Origin of the sequence: Aeromonas sp. 2HA2 (genome assembly GCF_029237345.1) — a bacterium.
In the GTDB taxonomy this organism is placed as follows: domain Bacteria; phylum Pseudomonadota; class Gammaproteobacteria; order Enterobacterales; family Aeromonadaceae; genus Aeromonas; species Aeromonas salmonicida.
In genome coordinates this window covers 299,103-319,797 of record NZ_JAACGB010000002.1, presented here as the reverse complement: position 1 = coordinate 319,797, position 20,695 = coordinate 299,103, and the positions used below count along the sequence as shown (strand labels likewise).

The 20,695-nt window shown below is 55.9% G+C and carries 21 protein-coding genes; 4 read left to right on the top strand and 17 right to left on the bottom strand.

Annotated features, from left to right (window positions below; all coding sequences use genetic code 11):
- Window positions 1-8 precede the first annotated feature (8 nt).
- The 4 genes from tppD to tppA are packed head-to-tail and all read right to left on the bottom strand — an operon-like array spanning window position 9 to window position 2,403.
- Window positions 9-446, bottom strand: coding sequence for a type IVa pilus pseudopilin TppD (gene tppD, locus GWQ29_RS04900; RefSeq protein ID WP_275918871.1), 438 nt, complete (start codon window positions 444-446; stop codon window positions 9-11).
- Window positions 443-1,429 (bottom strand): type IVa pilus pseudopilin TppC, encoded by a 987-nt coding sequence (gene tppC, locus GWQ29_RS04895; RefSeq protein ID WP_219598365.1) that lies wholly within the window; start codon window positions 1,427-1,429, stop codon window positions 443-445. Before tppC ends, tppD begins: the two co-directional genes overlap by 4 nt.
- The gene (gene tppB, locus GWQ29_RS04890) at window positions 1,426-1,992 is read right to left on the bottom strand and encodes a type IVa pilus pseudopilin TppB (RefSeq protein WP_275918870.1); all 567 of its coding nucleotides are present in this window, start codon (window positions 1,990-1,992) and stop codon (window positions 1,426-1,428) included. Before tppB ends, tppC begins: the two co-directional genes overlap by 4 nt.
- Before the next feature lie 3 nt (window positions 1,993-1,995).
- Entirely contained in the window at window positions 1,996-2,403 is a 408-nt protein-coding gene (tppA, locus tag GWQ29_RS04885; RefSeq protein WP_219615116.1) for a type IVa pilus pseudopilin TppA, read from the bottom strand.
- Between the two features lie 393 nt (window positions 2,404-2,796).
- On the opposite strand from tppA, the gene GWQ29_RS04880 reads away from it, so the two are divergent.
- The 3 genes from GWQ29_RS04880 to GWQ29_RS04870 all read left to right on the top strand — a co-directional run bounded on the left by GWQ29_RS04880 (window position 2,797) and on the right by GWQ29_RS04870 (window position 4,966).
- A complete protein-coding gene (locus tag GWQ29_RS04880) occupies window positions 2,797-3,663 on the top strand; it encodes an AraC family transcriptional regulator (protein ID WP_234593084.1) in 867 nt (288 codons plus the stop codon).
- A 236-nt stretch (window positions 3,664-3,899) separates the two neighbouring features.
- Window positions 3,900-4,631 (top strand): AzlC family ABC transporter permease, encoded by a 732-nt coding sequence (locus tag GWQ29_RS04875; RefSeq protein ID WP_275918869.1) that lies wholly within the window; start codon window positions 3,900-3,902, stop codon window positions 4,629-4,631.
- A gap of 23 nt (window positions 4,632-4,654) precedes the next feature.
- Window positions 4,655-4,966: an AzlD domain-containing protein gene (locus GWQ29_RS04870; protein ID WP_234578583.1), complete on the top strand. Its 312-nt coding sequence runs from the start codon at window positions 4,655-4,657 to the stop codon at window positions 4,964-4,966.
- A 657-nt stretch (window positions 4,967-5,623) separates the two neighbouring features.
- Here GWQ29_RS04870 and ispH read toward each other — a convergent pair.
- From ispH to murJ, 6 genes are all read right to left on the bottom strand, one after another.
- A complete protein-coding gene (ispH, locus tag GWQ29_RS04865; RefSeq protein WP_059111730.1) occupies window positions 5,624-6,559 on the bottom strand; it encodes a 4-hydroxy-3-methylbut-2-enyl diphosphate reductase in 936 nt (311 codons plus the stop codon).
- Window positions 6,559-7,011: an FKBP-type peptidyl-prolyl cis-trans isomerase gene (fkpB, locus tag GWQ29_RS04860; protein ID WP_270686802.1), complete on the bottom strand. Its 453-nt coding sequence runs from the start codon at window positions 7,009-7,011 to the stop codon at window positions 6,559-6,561. Before fkpB ends, ispH begins: the two co-directional genes overlap by 1 nt.
- A complete protein-coding gene (lspA, locus tag GWQ29_RS04855) occupies window positions 7,008-7,508 on the bottom strand; it encodes a signal peptidase II (protein WP_096119710.1) in 501 nt (166 codons plus the stop codon). Before lspA ends, fkpB begins: the two co-directional genes overlap by 4 nt.
- Complete coding sequence (ileS, locus tag GWQ29_RS04850) at window positions 7,508-10,369, bottom strand: isoleucine--tRNA ligase (RefSeq protein WP_275918868.1); 2,862 nt, start codon at window positions 10,367-10,369, stop codon at window positions 7,508-7,510. The genes lspA and ileS overlap by 1 nt, the downstream gene beginning before the upstream one ends.
- The gene (gene ribF / locus GWQ29_RS04845) at window positions 10,369-11,343 is read right to left on the bottom strand and encodes a bifunctional riboflavin kinase/FAD synthetase (RefSeq protein WP_059111817.1); all 975 of its coding nucleotides are present in this window, start codon (window positions 11,341-11,343) and stop codon (window positions 10,369-10,371) included. The genes ileS and ribF overlap by 1 nt, the downstream gene beginning before the upstream one ends.
- 224 nt (window positions 11,344-11,567) lie before the next feature.
- Window positions 11,568-13,127: a murein biosynthesis integral membrane protein MurJ gene (murJ, locus tag GWQ29_RS04840; RefSeq protein ID WP_275918867.1), complete on the bottom strand. Its 1,560-nt coding sequence runs from the start codon at window positions 13,125-13,127 to the stop codon at window positions 11,568-11,570.
- A gap of 191 nt (window positions 13,128-13,318) precedes the next feature.
- Between murJ and rpsT the strand changes: the two genes are divergently transcribed.
- The gene (rpsT, locus tag GWQ29_RS04835; RefSeq protein ID WP_005892298.1) at window positions 13,319-13,582 is read left to right on the top strand and encodes a 30S ribosomal protein S20; all 264 of its coding nucleotides are present in this window, start codon (window positions 13,319-13,321) and stop codon (window positions 13,580-13,582) included.
- A gap of 49 nt (window positions 13,583-13,631) precedes the next feature.
- Here rpsT and GWQ29_RS04830 read toward each other — a convergent pair whose 3' ends face one another.
- The 7 genes from GWQ29_RS04830 to ptsP all read right to left on the bottom strand — a co-directional run bounded on the left by GWQ29_RS04830 (window position 13,632) and on the right by ptsP (window position 20,684).
- Complete coding sequence (locus GWQ29_RS04830; protein ID WP_005313481.1) at window positions 13,632-13,934, bottom strand: metalloregulator ArsR/SmtB family transcription factor; 303 nt, start codon at window positions 13,932-13,934, stop codon at window positions 13,632-13,634.
- Window positions 13,935-13,983: 49 nt separating this feature from the next.
- On the bottom strand, window positions 13,984-14,916 hold the full coding sequence (gene nhaR, locus GWQ29_RS04825; protein ID WP_021138578.1) for a transcriptional activator NhaR: 933 nt from the start codon (window positions 14,914-14,916) through the stop codon (window positions 13,984-13,986).
- Window positions 14,903-15,307: a hypothetical protein gene (locus tag GWQ29_RS04820; RefSeq protein WP_265422198.1), complete on the bottom strand. Its 405-nt coding sequence runs from the start codon at window positions 15,305-15,307 to the stop codon at window positions 14,903-14,905. Before GWQ29_RS04820 ends, nhaR begins: the two co-directional genes overlap by 14 nt.
- On the bottom strand, window positions 15,304-16,494 hold the full coding sequence (gene nhaA, locus GWQ29_RS04815; protein WP_059168770.1) for a Na+/H+ antiporter NhaA: 1,191 nt from the start codon (window positions 16,492-16,494) through the stop codon (window positions 15,304-15,306). Before nhaA ends, GWQ29_RS04820 begins: the two co-directional genes overlap by 4 nt.
- Window positions 16,495-16,718: 224 nt before the next feature.
- Complete coding sequence (gene thyA, locus GWQ29_RS04810) at window positions 16,719-17,513, bottom strand: thymidylate synthase (protein ID WP_275909287.1); 795 nt, start codon at window positions 17,511-17,513, stop codon at window positions 16,719-16,721.
- Entirely contained in the window at window positions 17,510-18,337 is an 828-nt protein-coding gene (gene lgt / locus GWQ29_RS04805; protein WP_275909288.1) for a prolipoprotein diacylglyceryl transferase, read from the bottom strand. The genes thyA and lgt overlap by 4 nt, the downstream gene beginning before the upstream one ends.
- A gap of 67 nt (window positions 18,338-18,404) precedes the next feature.
- Window positions 18,405-20,684 carry a phosphoenolpyruvate--protein phosphotransferase gene (gene ptsP, locus GWQ29_RS04800; protein ID WP_265422192.1) on the bottom strand — a complete coding sequence of 760 codons (2,280 nt, stop codon included), beginning with the start codon at window positions 20,682-20,684 and terminating at the stop codon, window positions 18,405-18,407.
- Window positions 20,685-20,695 lie beyond the last annotated feature (11 nt).

Below are 20,695 nucleotides of genomic sequence, written 5' to 3'. Positions count from 1 at the left end.
TGCCGCTCCTATTCAGCCTTCTTTAACAATGGCTGTTCGACCCCAACAGTCCAGGTCATGGGACGTCCCTGTTTCCCGTACGCCTGGCTTGCCTCGAGCTCCATATAACGGCAGGCGGGTATGACGTTCTTGCTGGTTGCGTCAAATCGTCGCTTGCACACGGTTTCACTTCTATATTGCATGATGGCATTACCCATGGAGCCACTCACTGTTGACGTCGCAGTAGAAACAGAAGGCATCTGAGCAATCTGGGTAGCGAGCCCTGTTTGCTGCATGGCGCCACCTATGATGCCCTCCACCCTGTGCTCGACCTGCTGTAACGCTGCCGCCGCCCCACTGGCACGCAGATCCATGCCACCAGATTGCATCAACACCACGGCGATCAGTGTCAAAGGAGCCAGGATCACCAGCGCAACTATCAATGCCACACCACGTGAATGCCTCACTGCCCACCTCCCGCCATCATCATGGGATTGCGCAGCACCACAGTGCTTTCCAGAAGCAGGCGGCGAAATCCATCCCCATTGCCGGCCACGCTGACATCACCCAGTTGATAGACATTGTTATTGGTGTAGCGGCTGGATGCCTGCAGCGAGCGCACCAGCAAAAACACACGGACTGCTATCACCCGCCCTTCACCCCACTCTTGCGAGGTGACTGCATCTATGGCAGAAAACTTGTCGATACGACCATCCGGCACATTGCTGGTGTCGACCCCGAACAACAGCACCATCCGCTCAATACCATCCACCAAGGCCCCTGATATCAACCAGGATCCACCATCAGCAGTGAGCATTCGCTTGCGCAGTTCAAAACCACCGCTGCCGTTAGGAGAGAGATAATAGACGTGGTGCTGGTACTCCCAAATCTGACGCATCGGCATGGTTGTCTCGGAGGGAGCTGTCTCATTACCTCTGAATAAATGAGCCAGTTGAGTATTGGTAGCCATATAGAAGCGATTGGCATCCAACCCTCCCGTCACCGGATTGCCAATCAGGCGCTTGATGCTGATGACATCCGTGTTGGCCACGCGAGTAGGGGATGAAATACAGGCAAAACCGCTCATGGTGCCTGCCGTGCTGATATGGGTAACCCAGAGTGGGCGCACCGGGAAGAGGCTGGAGGGAAGGCTCCCTTCATTTCGCTCATCCAGACAATCATTTGCCACGGTAGCCCCGGAAGACAAGGTCAGCTCATCGCCCACAGTCAAAGCCCCTCCCGTGAAGTCACCCCAGAATCCGGCCCAGCGTAAATCCTGGGTGATAAGACGCATGGCAATGCGGCCGTTCTCGAGCAGCTCGCTCTGATCAAAGGACTCATTGGTAGTAGAGCGGGAGGCAACAAAAACAGCCAACACGCCACCCAGCAAAAAAACGCCGATGACCATGGCGATAAGCCATTCAACCAACGTAAAACCGCGACTGTTCACAGGGTTGTCGTCAGAACAAACTGACGCCTCGTCAAATCCAGGCCAGCAATTCCGCAAGAAGCGGTAATGGCGGGGGCTACAGCACCGGCTGCCGCACCATCATGGGACGATTCGCGACCCGCCCAGAAGATGGCGACGGTCAACGCATTGTTTGCACCTTTGATAATGCAGCCAGTGGGATTGCGCAGGGTCGTTCCAGCCCCGGATGCCGCACTACCCAGTAGCGACTGTCGCCAGAAATAAAGGTCAAGCGCCAGCAAATCGGCATTGCTGCAACCGCTCATGGTGCCATTCTCATTGGCACAAGATGGCAAGGATGAGGTTCCGCCACTGACAATCCAGGTATTGCTGGCCTGAAGCTCCCATGCCCCACGGTTTACCTTGAGACGCTCAACCATGTCATTGGCCAGCCAGCTGGCAATGGTTCTCTGTCTTGCCTCATAACTGGAAAACTTTGCTTGTACCTGCATGGCAACCAACCCCAACAGACCAAACGAAAGCACTACCGCCGCTATCATTACTTCCAGCAGACTGAATCCAGCCAGGCAAGTTAGCCGTCTCATCACTCAATCCCAACAATCGTTGTTGGTACTGTCGCTGCTATCCAGAGCGCTTCTCGTACCATTTTGATCGATTGAAAACACCACGCAGTCGCTATCAGCCCCTTGCGCACCGGATGCTGTTGCGGACAACCGGAAAGAGTTGCCAGCGGCAGACAAAACCAGACGATAGTGGCCAGCATCCGAGCTTTCAGAAAGATTGAGGTCTGCAGCCGAGGAGGTGTATTGATTGAAATCCATGAAGTAGGTTTCCTGCCGGTTGGCAGCGTCCAACAGCATCTTTTTGGCATCGACACGGTGGCTGGTCAGCAGGTACTGCTGATAAGAGGGGTAAGCGATGGTGCCAAGGATCGCAACAATGGCGACGACAATCATCAACTCAACAAGAGAAAAGCCTCGAAAGAACCCAATCATATCCCATCCTTGGTGATTGACCGCGTTACAAGTTTAACGCCGAGCCTGTCACCACGACAAACTCGGCGTCAATATCATCATACTTTATTCTTAAGCCTTTCTGGCTGCACTCAAATAATTCTAAGCTCGGGCGGTACTTCAAACTGAGTCGCCTCTACTTCCCAAGTCAGTCCCCCTTCAAGTGGCCACTACAAACCCGCATACCCAGAGCTCAGGCAAAAAGGCTTCATACAAAACCAACTGAGAGGTACACTCAACCACCCTAAGGTGGTTTTTGATACGTGATATGAGGCCATAGATTTTTTGCGGCTTGCAACGACACCAGAGCGGAACCCATTGAACCGCCACCAACTCGCTAGAAAGATGTCTGAAAAAAATCCAGACAACGTCTAATTGGGAACAGCACTTTTATACAAAGTGGCACAGGTTGATATTGTGACGACAGAGAGGAAAGAACAGACCCACTTTCAACACATCGATGCGCTAGGTGGCGTTGACATGCTTCAGGCGCGCTATTACAAGCAGCGCTTTGCCCGTCATGTCCATGACACCTTCTGCATTGGCGTTATCGATCAGGGAGCCCAGCGATTTTACCGCTCCGGGACAGAACACGTTGCACCGCGCGGAGATATCATCATAGTCAACGCAGACGACGTGCATACTGGCAGCTCCGATCTAGAGCAAGGTTGGGGCTACCGTGCCATCTACCCCCATCCAGAGATGCTGCGCAATATCCTGCGACAGACACCAGATGACACAGATTTTATCCCCTGGTTCCCCGATGCGGTGATCCACGATCCCGGTCTTTCGGAACAGCTACTGCTTACCTTCAATATGCTGGAGCAAGAAGGCAATAAGCTGCTTAAAGAGACCCTATTGCTCTCTTCACTCATGCTGCTGAGTTTGCGCTACAGTAGAACGCGTAAAACTCAGGTGGAGCGGCCAGCCGGCACACTACCTATCCTTCGAGCTAAAGAGTTGATGGATTGCTGTCCACAAGAGGAACACACACTGACACGGCTCGCGGAACTGGCAGGCCTGAGTCAGTGGCATTTTCTTAGGCAATTCAAGGTGGTAACCGGCATGACACCACACGCATATCTGGTGCAGGCACGCCTGCGCAAGGCTCGTGTTTTGCTGCGACAAGGCGTATCCATCCTTGATACAGCCATCATCTGTGGCTTTACCGATCAAAGCCATTTCCACCGCCATTTTAAAAGTTCTGTTGGTCTAACGCCCGGCGAGTTCATCAAAAGCTGACCTCTCAGGAACAAATCGAGATTATTTATCGACTAACTACAGGGTGGGTGGAAAACTGCCGACTTAAAACCGTTAATGAAACGCTACTGAGAGCAGTGCTCTATCCATCTGCTGATCAACCAGAGCGCTTTATTTGTGCTCACTCATGTTTTCCACCTTAAGCAAGATCATTCAATACTGCCACCTCTGGGTCCGTTAATATTAATGGCCCATTTACCTAACCTATGAGAAAGGCAATGATTGAATCAGGCACCTGCTCCTCCCCTGAGCAGCAGTCATCTTCGCGCTCATCTTTTGTGCGTGGAGCTATCGAAATGCTACCTCTGTGTGTATCAGTGATTCCATGGGGCATACTGGCTGGCTCGATGGCTATACAGGCTGGTTTAACTTTCTGGCAGAGCGTAGGAATGTCTGCCATTGTTTTTGCCGGTGCAGCTCAGCTAGTTACCCTCGGCATGATAATGACAGGAGCAAACTTATTTGCAATTCTTGTGTCAGTATTTTTTATCACATCACAGCATTTCATATATGGTCTGACACTAAGAGAGTTTGTGTCCCATCTGAAGATTAAACTTCGTCTGCCTATTGGTTTTTTGCTAACCGATGAGCTGTTCGCCCTGAGTGAGACAAAAAATAAAAGATCGGAATTAACACCAAGTTATTTAATCGGCGCCGGGCTGACCTTCTACCTTTCTTGGAATGTTTTCAGCCTGATGGGTATTGTAATGGCATCTTCTGTACCTGACCTTGACAAATATCACCTCGATTACTCTATCGTCGCCACTTTTGTCACCATTGTTGTGCCGATGGTAAAAAAAATAAGCACCCTTATTGGGGTTGTGGTTTCCCTGCTACTCGCCATGCTTCTGAGCTATTGGCAGCTGGAGGGAGCCATTGTCATCTCCGGACTCTGCGGCATGTTCTCTGCGGTACTTGCATCTGTGCTGCTGAAAGAAGAACAGTCATAAGAATGATTAAATAAGGATAAAAGATGAGTTGGTTTCTGATTTTAGCACTGGCAACAACAGTATTCTTTAATCGTTATATTTTTCTTGAACCGAATGTACCATTGAAAATACCAAAAATTATTAATAGGGCACTTAAATATTCTGCGCCATGCCTCATGACTGCAATCTGTGGCCCTATCATACTAATGGAACATGGTGTAGTAAGAGACTTCCCTCAGAATCCGTACTTTCTGGGCACACTTATTAGTGTCATTGTAGCATTTTACATTAAGAATATTGTCAATGCTGTTTTGTTAAGCATGGCCATATTTTACACCATTAATTATTTAATTTAGCCAGACCATCAGAGGATAAATAATGAACTGCATGAAAAAGGACTATCATCAGTCCACAGAAATAAGAAATAGCTATGAAATATTACCTCTCCAAGGCATCTGGAGTTGGTTGACAGGAAAAGAAAAACTTGGCCTAAAAACACCTTGAGAAAGCAATTCATCTGAGTTGATTGTTTGGTCATTGCTCTGGGTAGTGATTGGCCTGTAGTTAACGCGTTTAGCAGTATTTTATGCACAATCTCTCGGTGCATATATTGAATCGCCCTTGATTTCTAGACACTCTGTTGCTGAATCTGAACTGATGCAAAGCCTCTGTTGGTTACTATCTATGCCTTTCACTGTTGGACGAAGGATATTGGTCTAACGTTTTGGTAATCCAGCAGTCGGAGGTAACAGCCTGGTTTTTATTCTTAACGCTAGCATTCTGCAGAAGGCAGACCCAGTCATCATGGAAAGGAAATTGGCTCATGCATCGGGCAAGATAGTGACGGTCCGACAGCAAGCCTAAAGAGGCGCTGCTACAGAGCGAAATGAATGCACAGATAAGGAGAGCACACACTGAGCCAACTGAACGGTCGCGACCAAGCAGCGAAAACGCACGATGACCAGAGAACGCTCTCCATGAAAAAATGCCGGCTCTAGAGCCGGCACTCTCTTCTAAAGGATCCGCAGCTCGGGCGGCACTTCAAACACCACGTTCTCTTCACGACCTGGATGCTCGACGACCATATTGCCACCCAGCTCGCGCAGGCGGGCGATGACGTTCTGCACAAGCACGTCCGGTGCGGAGGCCCCTGCAGTGACACCGATCGCCTTGACCCCCTCCAGCCAGCCGGTTTCGATCATGGAAGCATCGTCGATAAGATAGGCTTTGCTGCCCACCTTCTCGGCCAGCTCGCGCAGACGGTTGGAGTTGGAAGAGTTGCGTGACCCGACCACCAGCATGACGTCTACCAGCCCCGCCATCTCCCGTACCGCATCCTGGCGGTTCTGGGTGGCGTAGCAGATGTCGTCCTTGCGTGGCCCCTGGATCTTGGGGAACTGCTTGCGCAGGGCGTCGATCACATCCGAGGTCTCATCGACACTCAGGGTGGTCTGGGTGACGAAGCAGAGATCATCCGGATTCTTCACCTTGAGCCTGGCCACATCGTCAGGCGTTTCCACCAGATACATGCCACCTTCGCGGTTTTCGTATTGGCCCATGGTGCCAATCACCTCAGGATGACCCGCATGACCAATGAGCACGGCCTCGGAGCCCTTGCGGCTGGCACGATGGACTTCCATGTGTACCTTGGTCACCAGCGGACAGGTGGCATCGAACACCTTGAGAGCACGGGACTTGGCCATCTCGCGCACCGTCTTGGCCACGCCGTGGGCGGAGAAGATGACGATACTGTCATCCGGCACCTCGTCCAGCTCCTCGACGAACACGGCACCCGCCTCTTTCAGCTTGTTCACCACATAACGGTTGTGCACCACTTCATGGCGGACATAGATGGGTGCCCCGAACTTTTCAAGCGCGCTCTCGACAATGCTGATGGCGCGATCGACACCGGCACAAAAGCCACGAGGATTAGCGAGCAAAATATCCATCAGATCACCTTTTCCTCATCATCAACGCCCAGGATCTCCACCTCGAAGGTGACGGTATGGCCGGCCAGGGGGTGGTTGAAATCGACCGTCACCGACATGCCTTCCACCGCCCGTATGATACCGGGCAGTTCGCTACCATTGGGTTGGTCGAACAGAATGATGGTGCCAATCTTGGGCTCCACATCTGCGCCGAACTTGGCTCTGTCCAGATGGTAGATGTTGTCAGGATTGGAGAGACCAAACGCCTGCTCAGGGGTCAGCGTGAAGCTCTTGCTCTCCCCTGCACACAGCCCCAGCAGACACTGCTCGAAGCTGGCTGTCAGGCTGCCATCTCCCATCCGCAGGCGTGCCGGTTTGCCTTGCAGCGCAGTGCTGTCAGCAACTGAACCATCTTCCAGCTTGATGGCAAAGTGGAACAGCACACAGCTGTCAGCGGCTATCTGCTGGCTCATGGCGCCTCCTTCTTCTTTTCGGAGCGGAAGCCTTCCAGCACTATCATGACTGCACCGATGAAGATGAAGCTGTCGGCCAGGTTGAACGCCGGCCAATGGGAACGCTGCCAGTAGAAATCGAGGAAATCGACCACATGGCCCAGTACCAGTCGATCAAACACGTTGCCAAGGGCACCGCCGATGATGAGCGAATAGGCGATACCGCTCCAGCGTTGGGTGACGGATTGCTTGCGCAACCAGTGGATCAGCAAACCACAGATGGCAAACGCCAGCACGGCGAAGAACCAGCGCTGCCAGCCACCTTGATCGGCCAGGAAGCTGAATGCTGCCCCCTTGTTGTAAACGTGGACCAGATTGAAAAAGGGGGTGATCTCCACCCCCGGGTAGCCAAATGGCAGCATCTTGACCACGGCGAGCTTGCTCGCCTGGTCCAGTACGAATGCCAGCACCGCCAGCCACAGCCAACGCAGGCCGCTTTTATGTTGAGTCATGTTCATCAGGCAAATTGACGTGTTTCGCCGTCACCCTCGACGTTGGTGACGCAGCGGCCACAGATCTCTTCGTGACCGGCAATGGTGCCAACGTCTTCCACATGGTGCCAGCAGCGGTCGCACTTGGCGGCGGCGGACTGGGCCACGCTCAGCCAGAGGTCATCGCGCTCGGTCGCAACGGAACCTTCCGGTGCGCTGTCAGCAGTGATGACCTTGGCCTTGGAGGTGAGCAGCACGAAGCGCAGCTCATCGGCAAGGGCATTCAGGCGCTCGGCCAACTCCGGCTTGGCGAACAGGGTCAGTTCGGCCTGCAAGGAGCCGCCGATGCGCTTCTCGCCCCGGGCCGCTTCCAGCGCCTTGTTCACTTCACCGCGCACTGTGAGGATCTCGGCCCAGAAGGCATCGTCCATCTGCTCGCCGGCATCCAGCCCGAACAGGCCGTCATACCACTCCTCGGTGAAGACGAACTCGCTGCGCTCGCCGGGCAGCAGTGCCCAGATTTCATCAGCGGTAAAGCTCATGATGGGTGCCATCCAGCGCACCATGGCCTGGGCGATGTGATAGAGCGCAGTCTGGCAGGAACGACGAGCCAGGCTGTCTGCCTTGGCGGTGTACTGCCTGTCCTTGATGACGTCCAGATAGAAGGAACCCATCTCGATGGAGCAGAACTGCATCAGCTTCTGGGTCACGCCGTGGAAGTTGTACTCTTCAAAGGCCGTCACTATCTCGGCTTGCGCTGCCTTGGCACGACCCACTGCCCAGCGATCTACCACCACCATGTCGGCGGCAGCTACCATGTCTGTTGCCGGATTGAAGCCATTCAGGTTGGCCAGCAGGAAGCGGGCTGTGTTGCGAATGCGGCGATAAGCATCGGCAGAGCGCTTGAGTATCTCGTCGGAGACCGTCATCTCGCCGGTGTAATCGGTACTGGCGACCCACAGACGCAGTATGTCGGCTCCCAGCTTGTTCATCACATCCTGCGGGCTGACTACATTGCCGATGGACTTGGACATCTTACGACCCTGACCATCCACGGTGAAGCCGTGAGTCAGTACCTGGTTGTAGGGAGCCTTGTCTTTCATGGCCACGCCGATCATGAGCGACGACATGAACCAGCCGCGGTGCTGGTCGGAGCCTTCCAGATAGAGGTCGGCGGAGTGACCGTTGAACTCGGGACGAGCATCTACCACTGAGGAGTGGGTCGAGCCTGAGTCAAACCAGACGTCCAGGGTGTCAGGCACCTTGTCGTACATGTCTGCGTCGCTACCCAGCAGCTCGGCCTTGTCCAGATCCCACCAGGCCTGAATGCCGGACTGCTCGACACGCTTGGCGACTTCGTGCATCAGGCGCACGGATTCCGGGTGAAGTTGCTGGGTCTCCTTGTGAACGAACAGGGAGATGGGCACACCCCAGGTACGCTGACGAGAGATGCACCAGTCAGGACGGTTCTCGACCATGGCCTGAATGCGGTTCTTGCCCCAGGCAGGCACCCAGCCGCTCTGTCCGTGCTGGGTGATCCCGTCTTTCTCAATGCGCTCTATCTCTTCCAGCGCGCGCTTGCGCAGACCCTTCTGCTCCATGCTGATGAACCACTGCGGGGTGGCACGGAAGATGATCGGGGTCTTGTGACGCCAGCAGTGCGGGTAGGAGTGGTTGAACACCATGTGGTGCAGCAAGGCACCGCGCTCGGTCAACACCTCAACCACGGCCGCATTGGCCTTGAACACGTGCTGGCCGGCAAACAGTTCGGTATCCGGCAGGTAAACGCCGTTGCTGCCAACCGGATTGGCCACTTCCAGACCGTACTTCTGACCGACCACAAAGTCTTCCTGACCGTGGCCAGGGGCGGTGTGAACGGCGCCGGTACCGGCATCGAGGGTGACGTGATCACCCAGTACCACAGGCACATCGAAGCGATAGAAGGGGTGGTTGAAGCGCAGCAGCTCGAGCGCGGCACCCTTGGTGTAACCCAGATTGTGGAACTTCTCGATACCGGCCCTGTCCATCACATCCTTGACCAGCTCGGCGGCCAGGATCAGGCGCTCGGGGTGTTCACCTTCGACTTGCACCAGGGCATAGTCCAGATCGGCATGCATGGCGATGGCGCGGTTGGCGGGCAGAGTCCAGGGAGTCGTGGTCCAGATCACCGCAGAGATGGGGCCCTTGCCAGTGTGGCCTTCAGGGCAATCAAACTTGGCGGCCACGGTCGCCTCGTCAACGGCCTTGAAGCGCACGTCGATGGAGGGGGAGTTCTTGTCGTAGTACTCCACTTCCGCTTCTGCCAGCGCAGAACCGCAATCGGTACACCAGTGCACTGGCTTGGAGCCTTTGTGCAGATGGCCATTTTCAACGATCTTGGCCATGGAACGGATGATGTTGGCTTCGGTGCCAAAGTCCATGGTCAGGTAGGGATGTTCCCAGTCACCCAGCACACCCAGACGGATGAAGTCGGTCTTCTGCGCTTCGATCTGGGTTTTGGCATATTTGCGACACTCGGCGCGAAACTCGGCAGCGGAGACTTTCTCACCCGGCTTGCCAACCATGCCTTCCACTTTCAGCTCTATAGGCAGACCGTGACAATCCCAGCCAGGCACATAGGGAGAATCGAAGCCGGAGAGGCCCTTGGACTTGATGATGACGTCTTTGAGGATCTTGTTGACCGAGTGACCGATGTGAATGCTGCCGTTCGCATAGGGGGGGCCGTCATGCAGAATGAAGGAGGGTTTGCCCGCTTTGGCGCGGCGAATGGCGCCGTAAAGATCCTGATCGTACCAACGTTTCAGCATGTTGGGTTCGCGTTTGGCCAGATCGCCACGCATCGGAAACTCGGTTTCCGGAAGATTCAGGGTGTGTTTATAGTCGCTCATCAGTCCTGGGTTCCCTTCTTTTCTAAAAGAGTGCTGGGTAAATTGAGTAGTGGCAGCCCGAACCAGGCTCGGGCCGCCAAGGCATCTCGTTCGATCTGCTCTTTCAAGGCGGTGAAAGAGGCAAACTTCTGCTCTTCGCGCAGCTTGTGGCGAAGCAGCACCTTGACCTGCTGACCATATAGATCACCAGAAAAATCAAATAGATGTACTTCCAATCTGGCTTGTGTGCCATTCACTGTCGGCCGTACACCCACATTGGCTACGCCGGGGAAGGTCTTGCCGGAACATAACACTTCCACTGCAAACACGCCACCGACCGGGATGACCTGGCGCTTGAGTGCCAGATTAGCGGTGGGAAAACCTATGGTGCGGCCCAGCTTGTCACCGTGGGCCACCCGACCGCTGATGGTATAAGGGCGGCCGAGCATCATCTCCACCTCCGCCATCCGGCCCGCTTTCAGGGCCTCGCGTACGAGTGTGCTGCTGACCCGCTGCCGTTCGAGCTGGAAGCTCTGGGTACTGATCACCTCGAAACCGAAGCGATGGCCCGCCTCCTCCAGCAGGTGGAAGTCCCCTTCCCGCCCCTTGCCGAAGCGAAAATCATCGCCGACCACCAGATAACGCACCCCCAGTTTTTCGACCAGCAACTGCTCGATGAAGCTGTTGGGGGACTGCTCGGCGAAACGATGGTTGAAGCGCACGCAGAGCATGCGGTCGATCTGCATGCTCTTGAGCGCTTCGTATTTCTCCCGCAGCCGGCTGAGGCGAGCAGGCGCAGCCGATCCGGCAAACAGTTCCAGTGGCTGGGGCTCGAACAGCATGACGCAGGCTGGCAACTCCAGTTGAACGGCTTTTTCCTGCAAGCGCGCCAACACGGCATGATGACCCTGATGGACCCCATCAAAGTTGCCTATGGTCAATACACATCCCCGGTGACGGGGCTTGATATTGTGAATACCGCGGATAAGCTCCATCAGTGCCTTGTGCGTTGCTGCCATGGAAATCGGCGGATTATATATCAGCCAGCTGGCAGGGTCAGCCCTCATGGCCCGATTTCAGGCATCTTGCCCAGATCCCCTGCCCGCCGAGGCAATCCCGTATGGTGCAGCAGGGTCAGTCCTGCTGCCGATCCGACTTCAGCTGTCTTGCTCCGCTCCCACCAGAGTGCTCCAGTACGGCTATAGCCGGATCAGACCGGCTACTGACCCGCTCTAAGGTGTCTTGGCCGAATGCCAAGTAGCAGCAAGATGGCCCCGTACATTCCCCCTCCCAGGCAGAGCAGCATGGTCAGCTGCAAGCTGGCCTTGCCCATGCTCCAGGCAGCCCACTGGGCGAGATCCGGTGACAGATAGGCAAGCACGCCGCCCATCAGCACGGTCGCCACCAGCGACTTGAGGCAGAACAGCCCGGTATTGCGGGACGGACGGTAAACCCCTTGTTGATACAAGCCCTTGAACAACAGAGCCGCATTCAACGAGCCTGAACAGGCGGTGGATAGCGCCAGCCCCACATAGCCAAGGGGGAAGATGAAGATGAGGTTGCACACCATGTTGGCGATCATGGACATCACCCCGATCCGCACTGGCGTTCTGGTGTCCTGGCGAGCGTAGTAGCCCGGTGCCAGCACCTTGATCAACATCAGCGACAACAGGCCCGTGGTGGAAGCCAGCAGACTGGCACTGGACATGCTCACCTCATGCATGCCGAACTCGCCGCGCATGAAGAGCACTCGCAGTATGGGCTCGCGCAACACGGCTATCCCCACCATGGCCGGCAGGCCGAGCAGCATCACCATCCGTACCCCCCAGTCCATGGTGCGAGAGAAGTCGGCCGGGTCCGCATCCACATGCTTCTTGGCCAACGCAGGCAAGATAACGGTACTGATGGCCACCGCAAACAGGCCGAGGGGGAACTCCAGCAGGCGATCCGAGTAATAGAGATAGCTGATGGCGCCGGTGGCAAGGAAGGATGCGAGCATGGTGTTGATCAGCAGGTTGATCTGACTGACCGACACCCCGAACAGCGCCGGGATCATCAGGGTACGGATCTTGACCACCCCTGGGTGGCGCCAACCCCACTTGGGCCACACCAGCATGTTGATCTGGCGCAGAAAGGGATACTGGAACAGGAACTGCACCAAACCACCCAGAAAGACACCGATCGCGAGAGCAATCTCGGGTCTCTCCAGCAGGGGCGCTATCCACCAGGCAGCCCCTATCATGGTGAGGTTGAGAAACACAGGGGTGAACGAGGATACAGCGAAACGGCCAAAGGTGTTGAGGATGGCCCCCGCCATGGCGGTAAAGGTGATGAACCAGAGGTAGGGGAAGGTGATTTTGAGCATCAGGCTGGCCAACTCGAACTTCTCTGCAGCGGGTCCGCCGTGCAACCAGTCCCAGAACCAGCCCCAGCCGAACAGCGCCGTCAGTACACCCGAACCCAACACACCCAGCAGGGTCACGACTGTCACTATCCCCCCCAGCGTACCCGCTACCGCGGCCAGCAATTCGCGCACTTCACGCTCGTCGCTATTTTTCTTGTACTCCGTCATCACGGGAACAAATGCCTGGTTGAAAGCACCTTCAGCGAACAAGCGACGCAGAAAGTTGGGAATGCGATTGGCAAAGAAGAAGACGTCTGCGGCCACCCCGGCACCGAGCAGATTGGCGATGACTACATCGCGAACCAAGCCCATCACACGGGACACCAGCGTCATTCCGGACACTATCATGCCGGATTTGATCAATTTCTTACTCAAGACGAGGCCTCTGGAACTGTCAGAATGAAAAGAATGCTGCTAGAATCGGCCGACAGTTTAACCGCCTCCCAACTGACACACCACCGGGGGGCGGTGTTTATTTGCACAAATCATTTGACAATATGTGGTTGAGAAGGCATATTTCCGGGCCTTTTCAATACACTCGCTAAGACAGTTTTAGGAGTTTTACCTTGGCTAATATCAAATCTGCTAAGAAGCGCGCGATTCAATCAGAGAAACGTCGTCAACACAACGCCAGCCGTCGTTCAATGACCCGTACCTATCTGAAGAAAGTAATTGCTGCCATCGCTTCTGGCGACAAAGCTGCTGCCGTTGCTGCTTTTGCTACCGCTCAGCCGATCATGGATCGCATGGCTACCAAAGGCCTGATCCACAAGAACAAAGCTGCTCGTCACAAGAGCCGCCTGTCTGCCCAGATCAAAGCTATGGCTTAATCAGCTCCGGCTGAATAACGCTAAAAAAACCGGCCTTAGTGCCGGTTTTTTATTTATCTGCACTGCAATACAGTCTGTGCAGCAAACCTATCATCTCGCGTACCTCGTGGCTGCGCAGCGAATAGTAGACCGTCTGGGCCTCTTTTCGCGTCTCCACCAACTCATCCCGCCGAAGCACGGCCAAGTGCTGTGACAGGGCTGACTGGCTCAATCCGAGTACCTCGTTAAGCTCCCCCACAGACAGTTCCCTGTCCAGCAGCTGGCACAGAATAAACAGTCTTCGCTCGTTGGCCAGCGCCTTGAGCAGTGCCACAGCACGGCTCGCATTCGCCTCCATCTCTTCCAGTTGCATCTCATCCCCTTTCGCTCGAGGCAAGAATCATACTCTGTGAGCCGTCGATTTAAAATGACAGGGTTGCCGGTTGAATCGTGGCAAAGTCCTCCTGGCCTGCAAACAGGAAGGAGAAGTCACTCTCGCACACCCGTTTTACCGCCGGATGCTGGATCATGCGCTCGGCAAAGATGACGTAATACTCTTCCATCAGATCCTGGGTCTCCCCAATCAGCATCACTTCTTCCCCTTCCAGGATCTCTTCCCGGTAGATGGTCGGCGCCATGAAGATGCCCTGATTGAAGAAGCCGAACGCCTTCATCAGGGCCGCATCATCGAACTCGCCGAGAATGCTGGGGGAGATCCCCTGCTGCTCGAACCACTGGGTCAGCTGGCGACCCATGGCGGTGCGGCGACCCGGGATCAGCAACTTGCGTTCTTCCAGACAGGCCGGGAAGGCCTTCTCCGGCAAGGGCGCCTTGCAGAAGAAGCTGACGCCACAACCGCCGAGTCGCTTGGAGAGCAGGCCCGCATGCTGGCTGGAGTCAACCGGACAGTCGGAGAGGATCATGTCGAGCTTGTGCTCGCTCAACTGCTCCAGCAAGAGCTCATGGGTTGATTCGAAGCAGCGCAGGTGGATGGAGCCATCGTTGGGAATGACAGAGAGCAATACCCGGCTGGCGAGGCGCTTGGAGAGTGCATCGGCGATGCCGACGTCAAACAGGATCTGGCTCTCCTTGCGGTAGTTGACGATATCCAGCATCTCGTAGGAGAGGCTGAACATCTTGTCTGCGTAGCGAAACACCAACTGGCCGAGCTCGGTAGCCTCCAGGGATCGCCCCTTTCGCTTCAACAGCTTGCCGCCAAGACGTTGCTCCAGCAGTTTGATCTGACCGGTCACTGTCTGCGGCGTCAAAAAAAGGGCCTCTGCCGCCTGAGTGACAGTGCCCTTCTTCTGAGTCATCCAAAAATAGTAGAGGTGATTGTAGTTAAGGTGTGACATCCGATGGGATTCCCGCTTTACGCGGACTCCGGTAGCAGCTGAGTTCAGCCGCCAGAATGTCATACATGTCGCTGATCGAGTCAACCTTGTTTGCAGTGAAGTTCGCCTGCAGTGTGCTTTTGAGATGGGCCTTGTCCGGCATCCGCTCACCGCAATAACGCTTGTTGGACTGCTTGACCATCTCACCAGCCCGGCTGCTCAGCGCCCGCTCGGCGAAGGTCTCACCAAACTTGGCCTTGGCCTGCTTGTCTCCCAACATGAGCGCGCTGTCGACCACACCGTTCAAATAGGCAGAGCAGCTCGCCGATACTGCATCTTGCTTGCAATCCTCCAGACTGCCGGCCCAAACAGCCGGACTCATCAGTATCATTAACCACCCATATTTTCTCATAACCCCTCCGTGCTTTGATCCGCTTCCCGGTTGGGAAGCGACATCCGCAAGGCGAGATAACCGACGACTGCCGCCAGCGTGGACCCCACCAGGATCCCGAGACGTGAATAGCTGCCGTAATCCAATCCGCCATGCTCGAACGCCAGCGATGCAATGAACATCGACATGGTAAAACCGATACCACACAAAATGCTGACGGCAAAAATCTGCTTGAAGTTGACCCCGCTCGGCAATTGAGCAATGCCCAGTTTGACCGACAGCCAGCTGATGGTGAATACCCCAAGCGGTTTGCCCACAAACAACCCGAGCATGATACCCATTGGAACCGGACTCAGCAGGGAGGACAAACCGATTCCATCAAGGGAAACCCCGGCGTTGGCAAAGGCAAACAGCGGCAGGATCAAATAAGCACTCCAGGGATGCAAAGCATGCTCCAGATGCTTGAGCGGTGAGGCATAGCGCTTGCCGTTGAGCGGGATCATGAAGCCCACGATCACGCCAGCCAGGGTCGCATGGACGCCAGACTTGAGCACCGCAACCCAGAGTACCAATCCGACCAGCATGTAGAGGCCAATCCTGTCCTCGCCACGACGATTCATCCACAGCAGAGTCAGGGTCGCAAGGATGCCAACTGCCAGTGCCTCCAGCGACAGCTGCTGGGTATAGAAGAGCGCTATGATGATGATGACCCCAAGGTCGTCCATGATGGCCAGTGCCAGCAGGAACACCTTCAGACTGACCGGAACCCGCTTGCCCAACAATGCCATCACGCCGAGAGCAAACGCGATATCGGTCGCAGCCGGAATAGCCCAACCGGCACGTGCAGCTTCATCCGAGTAGTTGAAAAAGGTGTAGATGAGTGCCGGTGCCAGCATGCCCCCGACTGCAGCGATGGCAGGGAAAGTCGCCTGCACGCGGGAAGATAGTGCTCCTTCCAGCATCTCACGCTTGACCTCAAGCCCGACCAACAGGAAGAAGATGGCCATGAAACCGTCGTTGATCCAGAGCAACAGCGGCTTGTTGATATCAAGAGCTGCGATTCGCACCTGTACCGGCGTATCCAGGAACGCCTGATACCCACTCGCCAGACCCGAGTTGGCCAGTATCATCGCCAGCACGGCCGCCATGATCAGAATGATTCCGGAGGCGGCCTCCAGCTTAAGAAATTTTTTGAATACATCACTCATGGTTAAATTATCCTCGGCATTGCTTTGATTTGAGTCTATATCCCATAACAATTAATGGAAAATCGTTTCTTACTGCTAAATACAACGGGAAAACCGAGAATATAATGGAGGGGCATCTGCGATTTGCCGGTTCTCGCCGTCCTCTGTACGACAACGGCTCAACCGATGAAATGAATTTCAAACTGTATTGATATATGAAAAAGGCGCCCCGGGGCGCCTTTCGATCAGATGGCGACGGGCGCCTTGATACCGGGATGGGGGTCATACCCCAGGATTTCGAAATCCTCGAACCGATAGTCGAAGATGGAATCGGGCTTTCGCTTGATCGCCAGCTGAGGCAAGGGCCTCGGCTCACGAGAGAGCTGCAGCGCAGTCTGCTCCATATGGTTGGAGTAGAGGTGCACATCACCCCCGGTCCAGACGAAGTCGCCCACTTCCAGATTGCACTGCTGAGCCATCATGTGAGTCAGCAGAGCATAGCTGGCGATATTGAACGGCAGGCCGAGGAAGACATCACAGCTACGCTGGTAGAGCTGACACGAGAGCTTGCCATCCGCCACGTAGAACTGGAAGAAGGCGTGGCAGGGAGCCAGCGCCATTTTGTCCAGTTCACCCACGTTCCAAGCTGAGACTATGATGCGGCGCGAATCCGGATTGTGCTTGATGTCATCCACAGCCCGCTGGATCTGATCGATGACAGCGCCGTCGGCCGCCGGCCAGGAGCGCCACTGGGCGCCATAAACCGGGCCCAGATCGCCATTCTCGTCGGCCCACTCATCCCAGATGCTGACACCCTGCTCTTTCAGATAGGCGGTATTGGTGTCGCCATTGAGGAACCAGAGCAGCTCGTGAATGATGGAACGCAGGTGACATTTCTTGGTGGTGACCAGCGGGAAACCCTGCGCCAGATTGAAGCGCATCTGATGCCCGAACAGGGAGACGGTACCAGTGCCAGTCCTATCGGACTTGACGGTGCCCTCATCCAGGATCTTCTGCATCAGGTCGAGATAAACCCTCATTGCTTGACCTCCTTCCCGGCATTACCGAACAACTGCGGACGCTTGTAAGCAGCCCAGACCATCAGGGCTCCGGCGACAATCATGGGCATAGACAGGATTTGGCCCATGCTGATCTCCTGGAAATAGAGACCAAGCTGGCTGTCCGGTTGGCGTACAAACTCCACCAAGAAGCGGAACAGACCATAACAGAACAGGAACAGGCCGGAGATGGCGCCACCGGGCGGGTTCTTGCGCCAAAAGAGATTCAGGATAATGAAAAGCACCACTCCTTCCAGCGCGAACTGATAGAGCTGGGAGGGATGGCGCGGCTCGGGCCCAGCCTCAGGGAATATGATGGCCCAGGGCACATCGGTCACCCGTCCCCACAGCTCACCGTTCAGGAAGTTGCCGACACGACCCACACCCAGACCAAACGGAATGAGCGGCGCCACAAAGTCGGCCACAGTAAAGAAGTGACGCTTGGTCTTGTGGGCAAACCAGATCATGGCGGTAATGACACCGATCAGGCCACCGTGGAAGGACATGCCACCGGTCCAGATCTTGAACAGGTAGAGGGGGTCGGCCAGGAACATGTCGAAGTTGTAAAACAGTACATAACCAACCCGGCCACCGAGGATCACCCCGAGGAAGCCGTAAAACAGCAGGTCAGAGACCTCGTTGCGGGTCCAGCCGCTGTTCGGTGCATCGGCGCGACGTCCCGCCAGCCACATGGCGAAGGCGAAACCAAACAGATACATGAGACCATACCAGCGTACCGATAGTGGCCCCAAACTGAATGCTACAGGATCAACCTGCGAGAAAACCCAATATCCATCGTGCTGCATATGCGGCCCCAGTCATTAGAAAAGCCGCATTTTCCGATCATTCGTCAGCAGGGACAAGGCATGATTATCAATCAGTCTGTTTCGTTTTGTGACCGGCCCGCAGCAAGCCGCCCAAACCGTGCTCTTCCAGATAACGAGCGAACAAGCCACGCAGCACATGGGGATTGTCGTGCTTCAGGCCATCAGCCATCAGCGCAGTCAACTCGCTCAGGGTGGATTGACGCAGCACATACTTGATTCTGGAGATGTTGTGGGTGTTCATACTGAAGCGGCGATACCCCATGGCCAGCAACAGCAGTACGCCAACAGGATCGCCCGCCAGCTCGCCGCACACAGACACAGGTTTCTGGTAACGATGGGATGCATCGACCAGCAGTTGCAGGGCGCGGATCACAGCAGGATGGAAGGCATCGTAGATGTTGGCAACGCGGGCATTGTTGCGATCCACTGCCAGCAGATATTGGGTCAGGTCGTTGCTGCCCACCGACCAGAAGTCGATGAGCGGCGCCATCTCCGGCAGGATATAGAGAGCGGAGGGCACCTCTATCATCACCCCCAGGCTGGGGTAGCGGATCACCGCATCGCGGCTGGCCGCCTCTTCAGATACTTCCCGCCAAGCTTGATCGAGCAGCCGGCGGGAGGCCTTGATTTCACTGACGCTGCTGATCATCGGCAACATGATGGCCAGATTGTCCAGCCCTTCGCTGGCCCGCAGCATGGCCTTGAGCTGTACCAGGAACAGTTCGGGGTGATCCAGCGTGAGCCGGATCCCCCGCCAGCCAAGGAAGGGATTTTCCTCGACGATGGGGAAATAGGGCAGTTGCTTGTCTCCCCCCACGTCCAGGGTCCGCATGCAGACAGGGCGATTGCGATAGGTTTCCAGAATGCCACGATAACGCGCCGTCTGCTCCCACTCAGAGGGGAAGCTGTCTTGCAGCATGAAGGGGATCTCGGTGCGATAAAGCCCGACCCCGTCCGCCAGATGATTGAGGGAGATCTCGGTATCTGCACTCAGCCCCGCATTGAGCAGCAATGACACCGGGGTGCCGTCGGCAGTTTCCGATGGCTGGTTGTCGACGCTGCGCACCAGCGTATCCAGCGCCCGCTCCTCATTGAGCAGTTGCCGATACTCGGTCAGGATCACCTGATTGGGCTCGATGAAGAGATCGCCGCTGTAGCCATCGACCACCAGCATGCGACCGCCGATGTCGCCGAGCGGCAAATCCACCCCCATTATGGCCGCCACCCCCATGGCGCGGGCCAGTATGGCGGCGTGGGAGTTGGTACCGCCCTTGAGCGATACCACACCGGTCAGGAACTCTCGCGGCACCTCGGCGAGGATGGTGGCCGTCACCTCGTCGGCAACCAGCACCACAGGCTCGCCGACCGTGATGTGTTCGGGTTCATTCTGCACCAGTCGGCTGATGAGCCTCTGGGCTATGTCCTTCACATCGGTGGATCGCTCCTGCAGATAGGGGTCTTTCATCCCCTTGAACTGCTCGATCAACCGGTCACTGATGAGCTTCACCGCTGACACGGCCGTCCAGTGCTCTTTGCTGACCTTGTTGCGGATGGGCTTGATGTAACCGGGGTCATTGAGCAGATGCAGGTAGATGTCGAAGATGGCGACCGAGTCCTGGCTGTAGCTCTCGCGAAAACGCAGGGCCAGACTCTCCAGATCGTGGCGCACCACTTCCACTGCCACGTTCAACCGTTCCAGCTGCTTGGCATGCTCCTCATCCTTGCGCGGCGTGATGGCGCTGAGTTCCTTGCGAGGCCGCCACACCCAGGCCTTGGCCATGGCGATGCCACTGGCACCGGCGATACCACGCAGTGGCTTGCTCCAGTCGGTTTTCTGCAACCAGCCCTTGGCCTGGGCCTGGGCGATGCGCGCGGCCAGCTGGGCTGCCAGCGTCACCATGAAGGACTCCTCCCCCTCATCGAAACGGCGACTGTCTTTTTGTTGCACCACCAAAATGCCCACCACCTGGCGCTGATGCATGATGGGAGCACCGAGGAAGGAGCGGAACGCCTCTTCCGCGACATCTGGCAGGAACTTGAAACTGGGGTGTGAGGGGGCATCGGCCAGGTTGATCAGCTCTTCGCGCTGGCCCACCAGACCGACGATACCCTGCTCGAACGGCAGGGTTGCCTTGCCCACCGCCGACTCGGCCAGACCATCGGTCGCAGCCAGTCGGTAGCGGCGCATGTCCGGCTCAGACACATAGACGGAACAGCAGTCCACCGTCATGGCCCGCCGGGTCTGGCTGACCAATGCCTGCAAAGCCAACTCCAGAGTGTTGGCTTCGGCCATGCTTTCGACGATGCGTCTGAGATCCGTCAGCAACGAATGTGCTC

Bases quoted from the DNA above. Each gene is read 5' to 3' on its own strand.
- tppB (WP_275918870.1), bottom strand. From the start codon at position 1,992: ATGAGACGGCTAACTTGCCTGGCTGGATTCAGTCTGCTGGAAGTAATG.
- tppA (WP_219615116.1), bottom strand. From the start codon at position 2,403: ATGATTGGGTTCTTTCGAGGCTTTTCTCTTGTTGAGTTGATGATTGTC.
- GWQ29_RS04875 (WP_275918869.1), top strand. From the start codon at position 3,900: ATGATTGAATCAGGCACCTGCTCCTCCCCTGAGCAGCAGTCATCTTCG.
- GWQ29_RS04870 (WP_234578583.1), top strand. From the start codon at position 4,655: ATGAGTTGGTTTCTGATTTTAGCACTGGCAACAACAGTATTCTTTAAT.
- ispH (WP_059111730.1), bottom strand. From the start codon at position 6,559: ATGGATATTTTGCTCGCTAATCCTCGTGGCTTTTGTGCCGGTGTCGAT.
- fkpB (WP_270686802.1), bottom strand. From the start codon at position 7,011: ATGAGCCAGCAGATAGCCGCTGACAGCTGTGTGCTGTTCCACTTTGCC.
- lspA (WP_096119710.1), bottom strand. From the start codon at position 7,508: ATGAACATGACTCAACATAAAAGCGGCCTGCGTTGGCTGTGGCTGGCG.
- ileS (WP_275918868.1), bottom strand. From the start codon at position 10,369: ATGAGCGACTATAAACACACCCTGAATCTTCCGGAAACCGAGTTTCCG.
- ribF (WP_059111817.1), bottom strand. From the start codon at position 11,343: ATGGAGCTTATCCGCGGTATTCACAATATCAAGCCCCGTCACCGGGGA.
- GWQ29_RS04830 (WP_005313481.1), bottom strand. From the start codon at position 13,934: ATGCAACTGGAAGAGATGGAGGCGAATGCGAGCCGTGCTGTGGCACTG.
- nhaR (WP_021138578.1), bottom strand. From the start codon at position 14,916: ATGTCACACCTTAACTACAATCACCTCTACTATTTTTGGATGACTCAG.
- GWQ29_RS04820 (WP_265422198.1), bottom strand. From the start codon at position 15,307: ATGAGAAAATATGGGTGGTTAATGATACTGATGAGTCCGGCTGTTTGG.
- nhaA (WP_059168770.1), bottom strand. From the start codon at position 16,494: ATGAGTGATGTATTCAAAAAATTTCTTAAGCTGGAGGCCGCCTCCGGA.
- thyA (WP_275909287.1), bottom strand. From the start codon at position 17,513: ATGAGGGTTTATCTCGACCTGATGCAGAAGATCCTGGATGAGGGCACC.
- lgt (WP_275909288.1), bottom strand. From the start codon at position 18,337: ATGCAGCACGATGGATATTGGGTTTTCTCGCAGGTTGATCCTGTAGCA.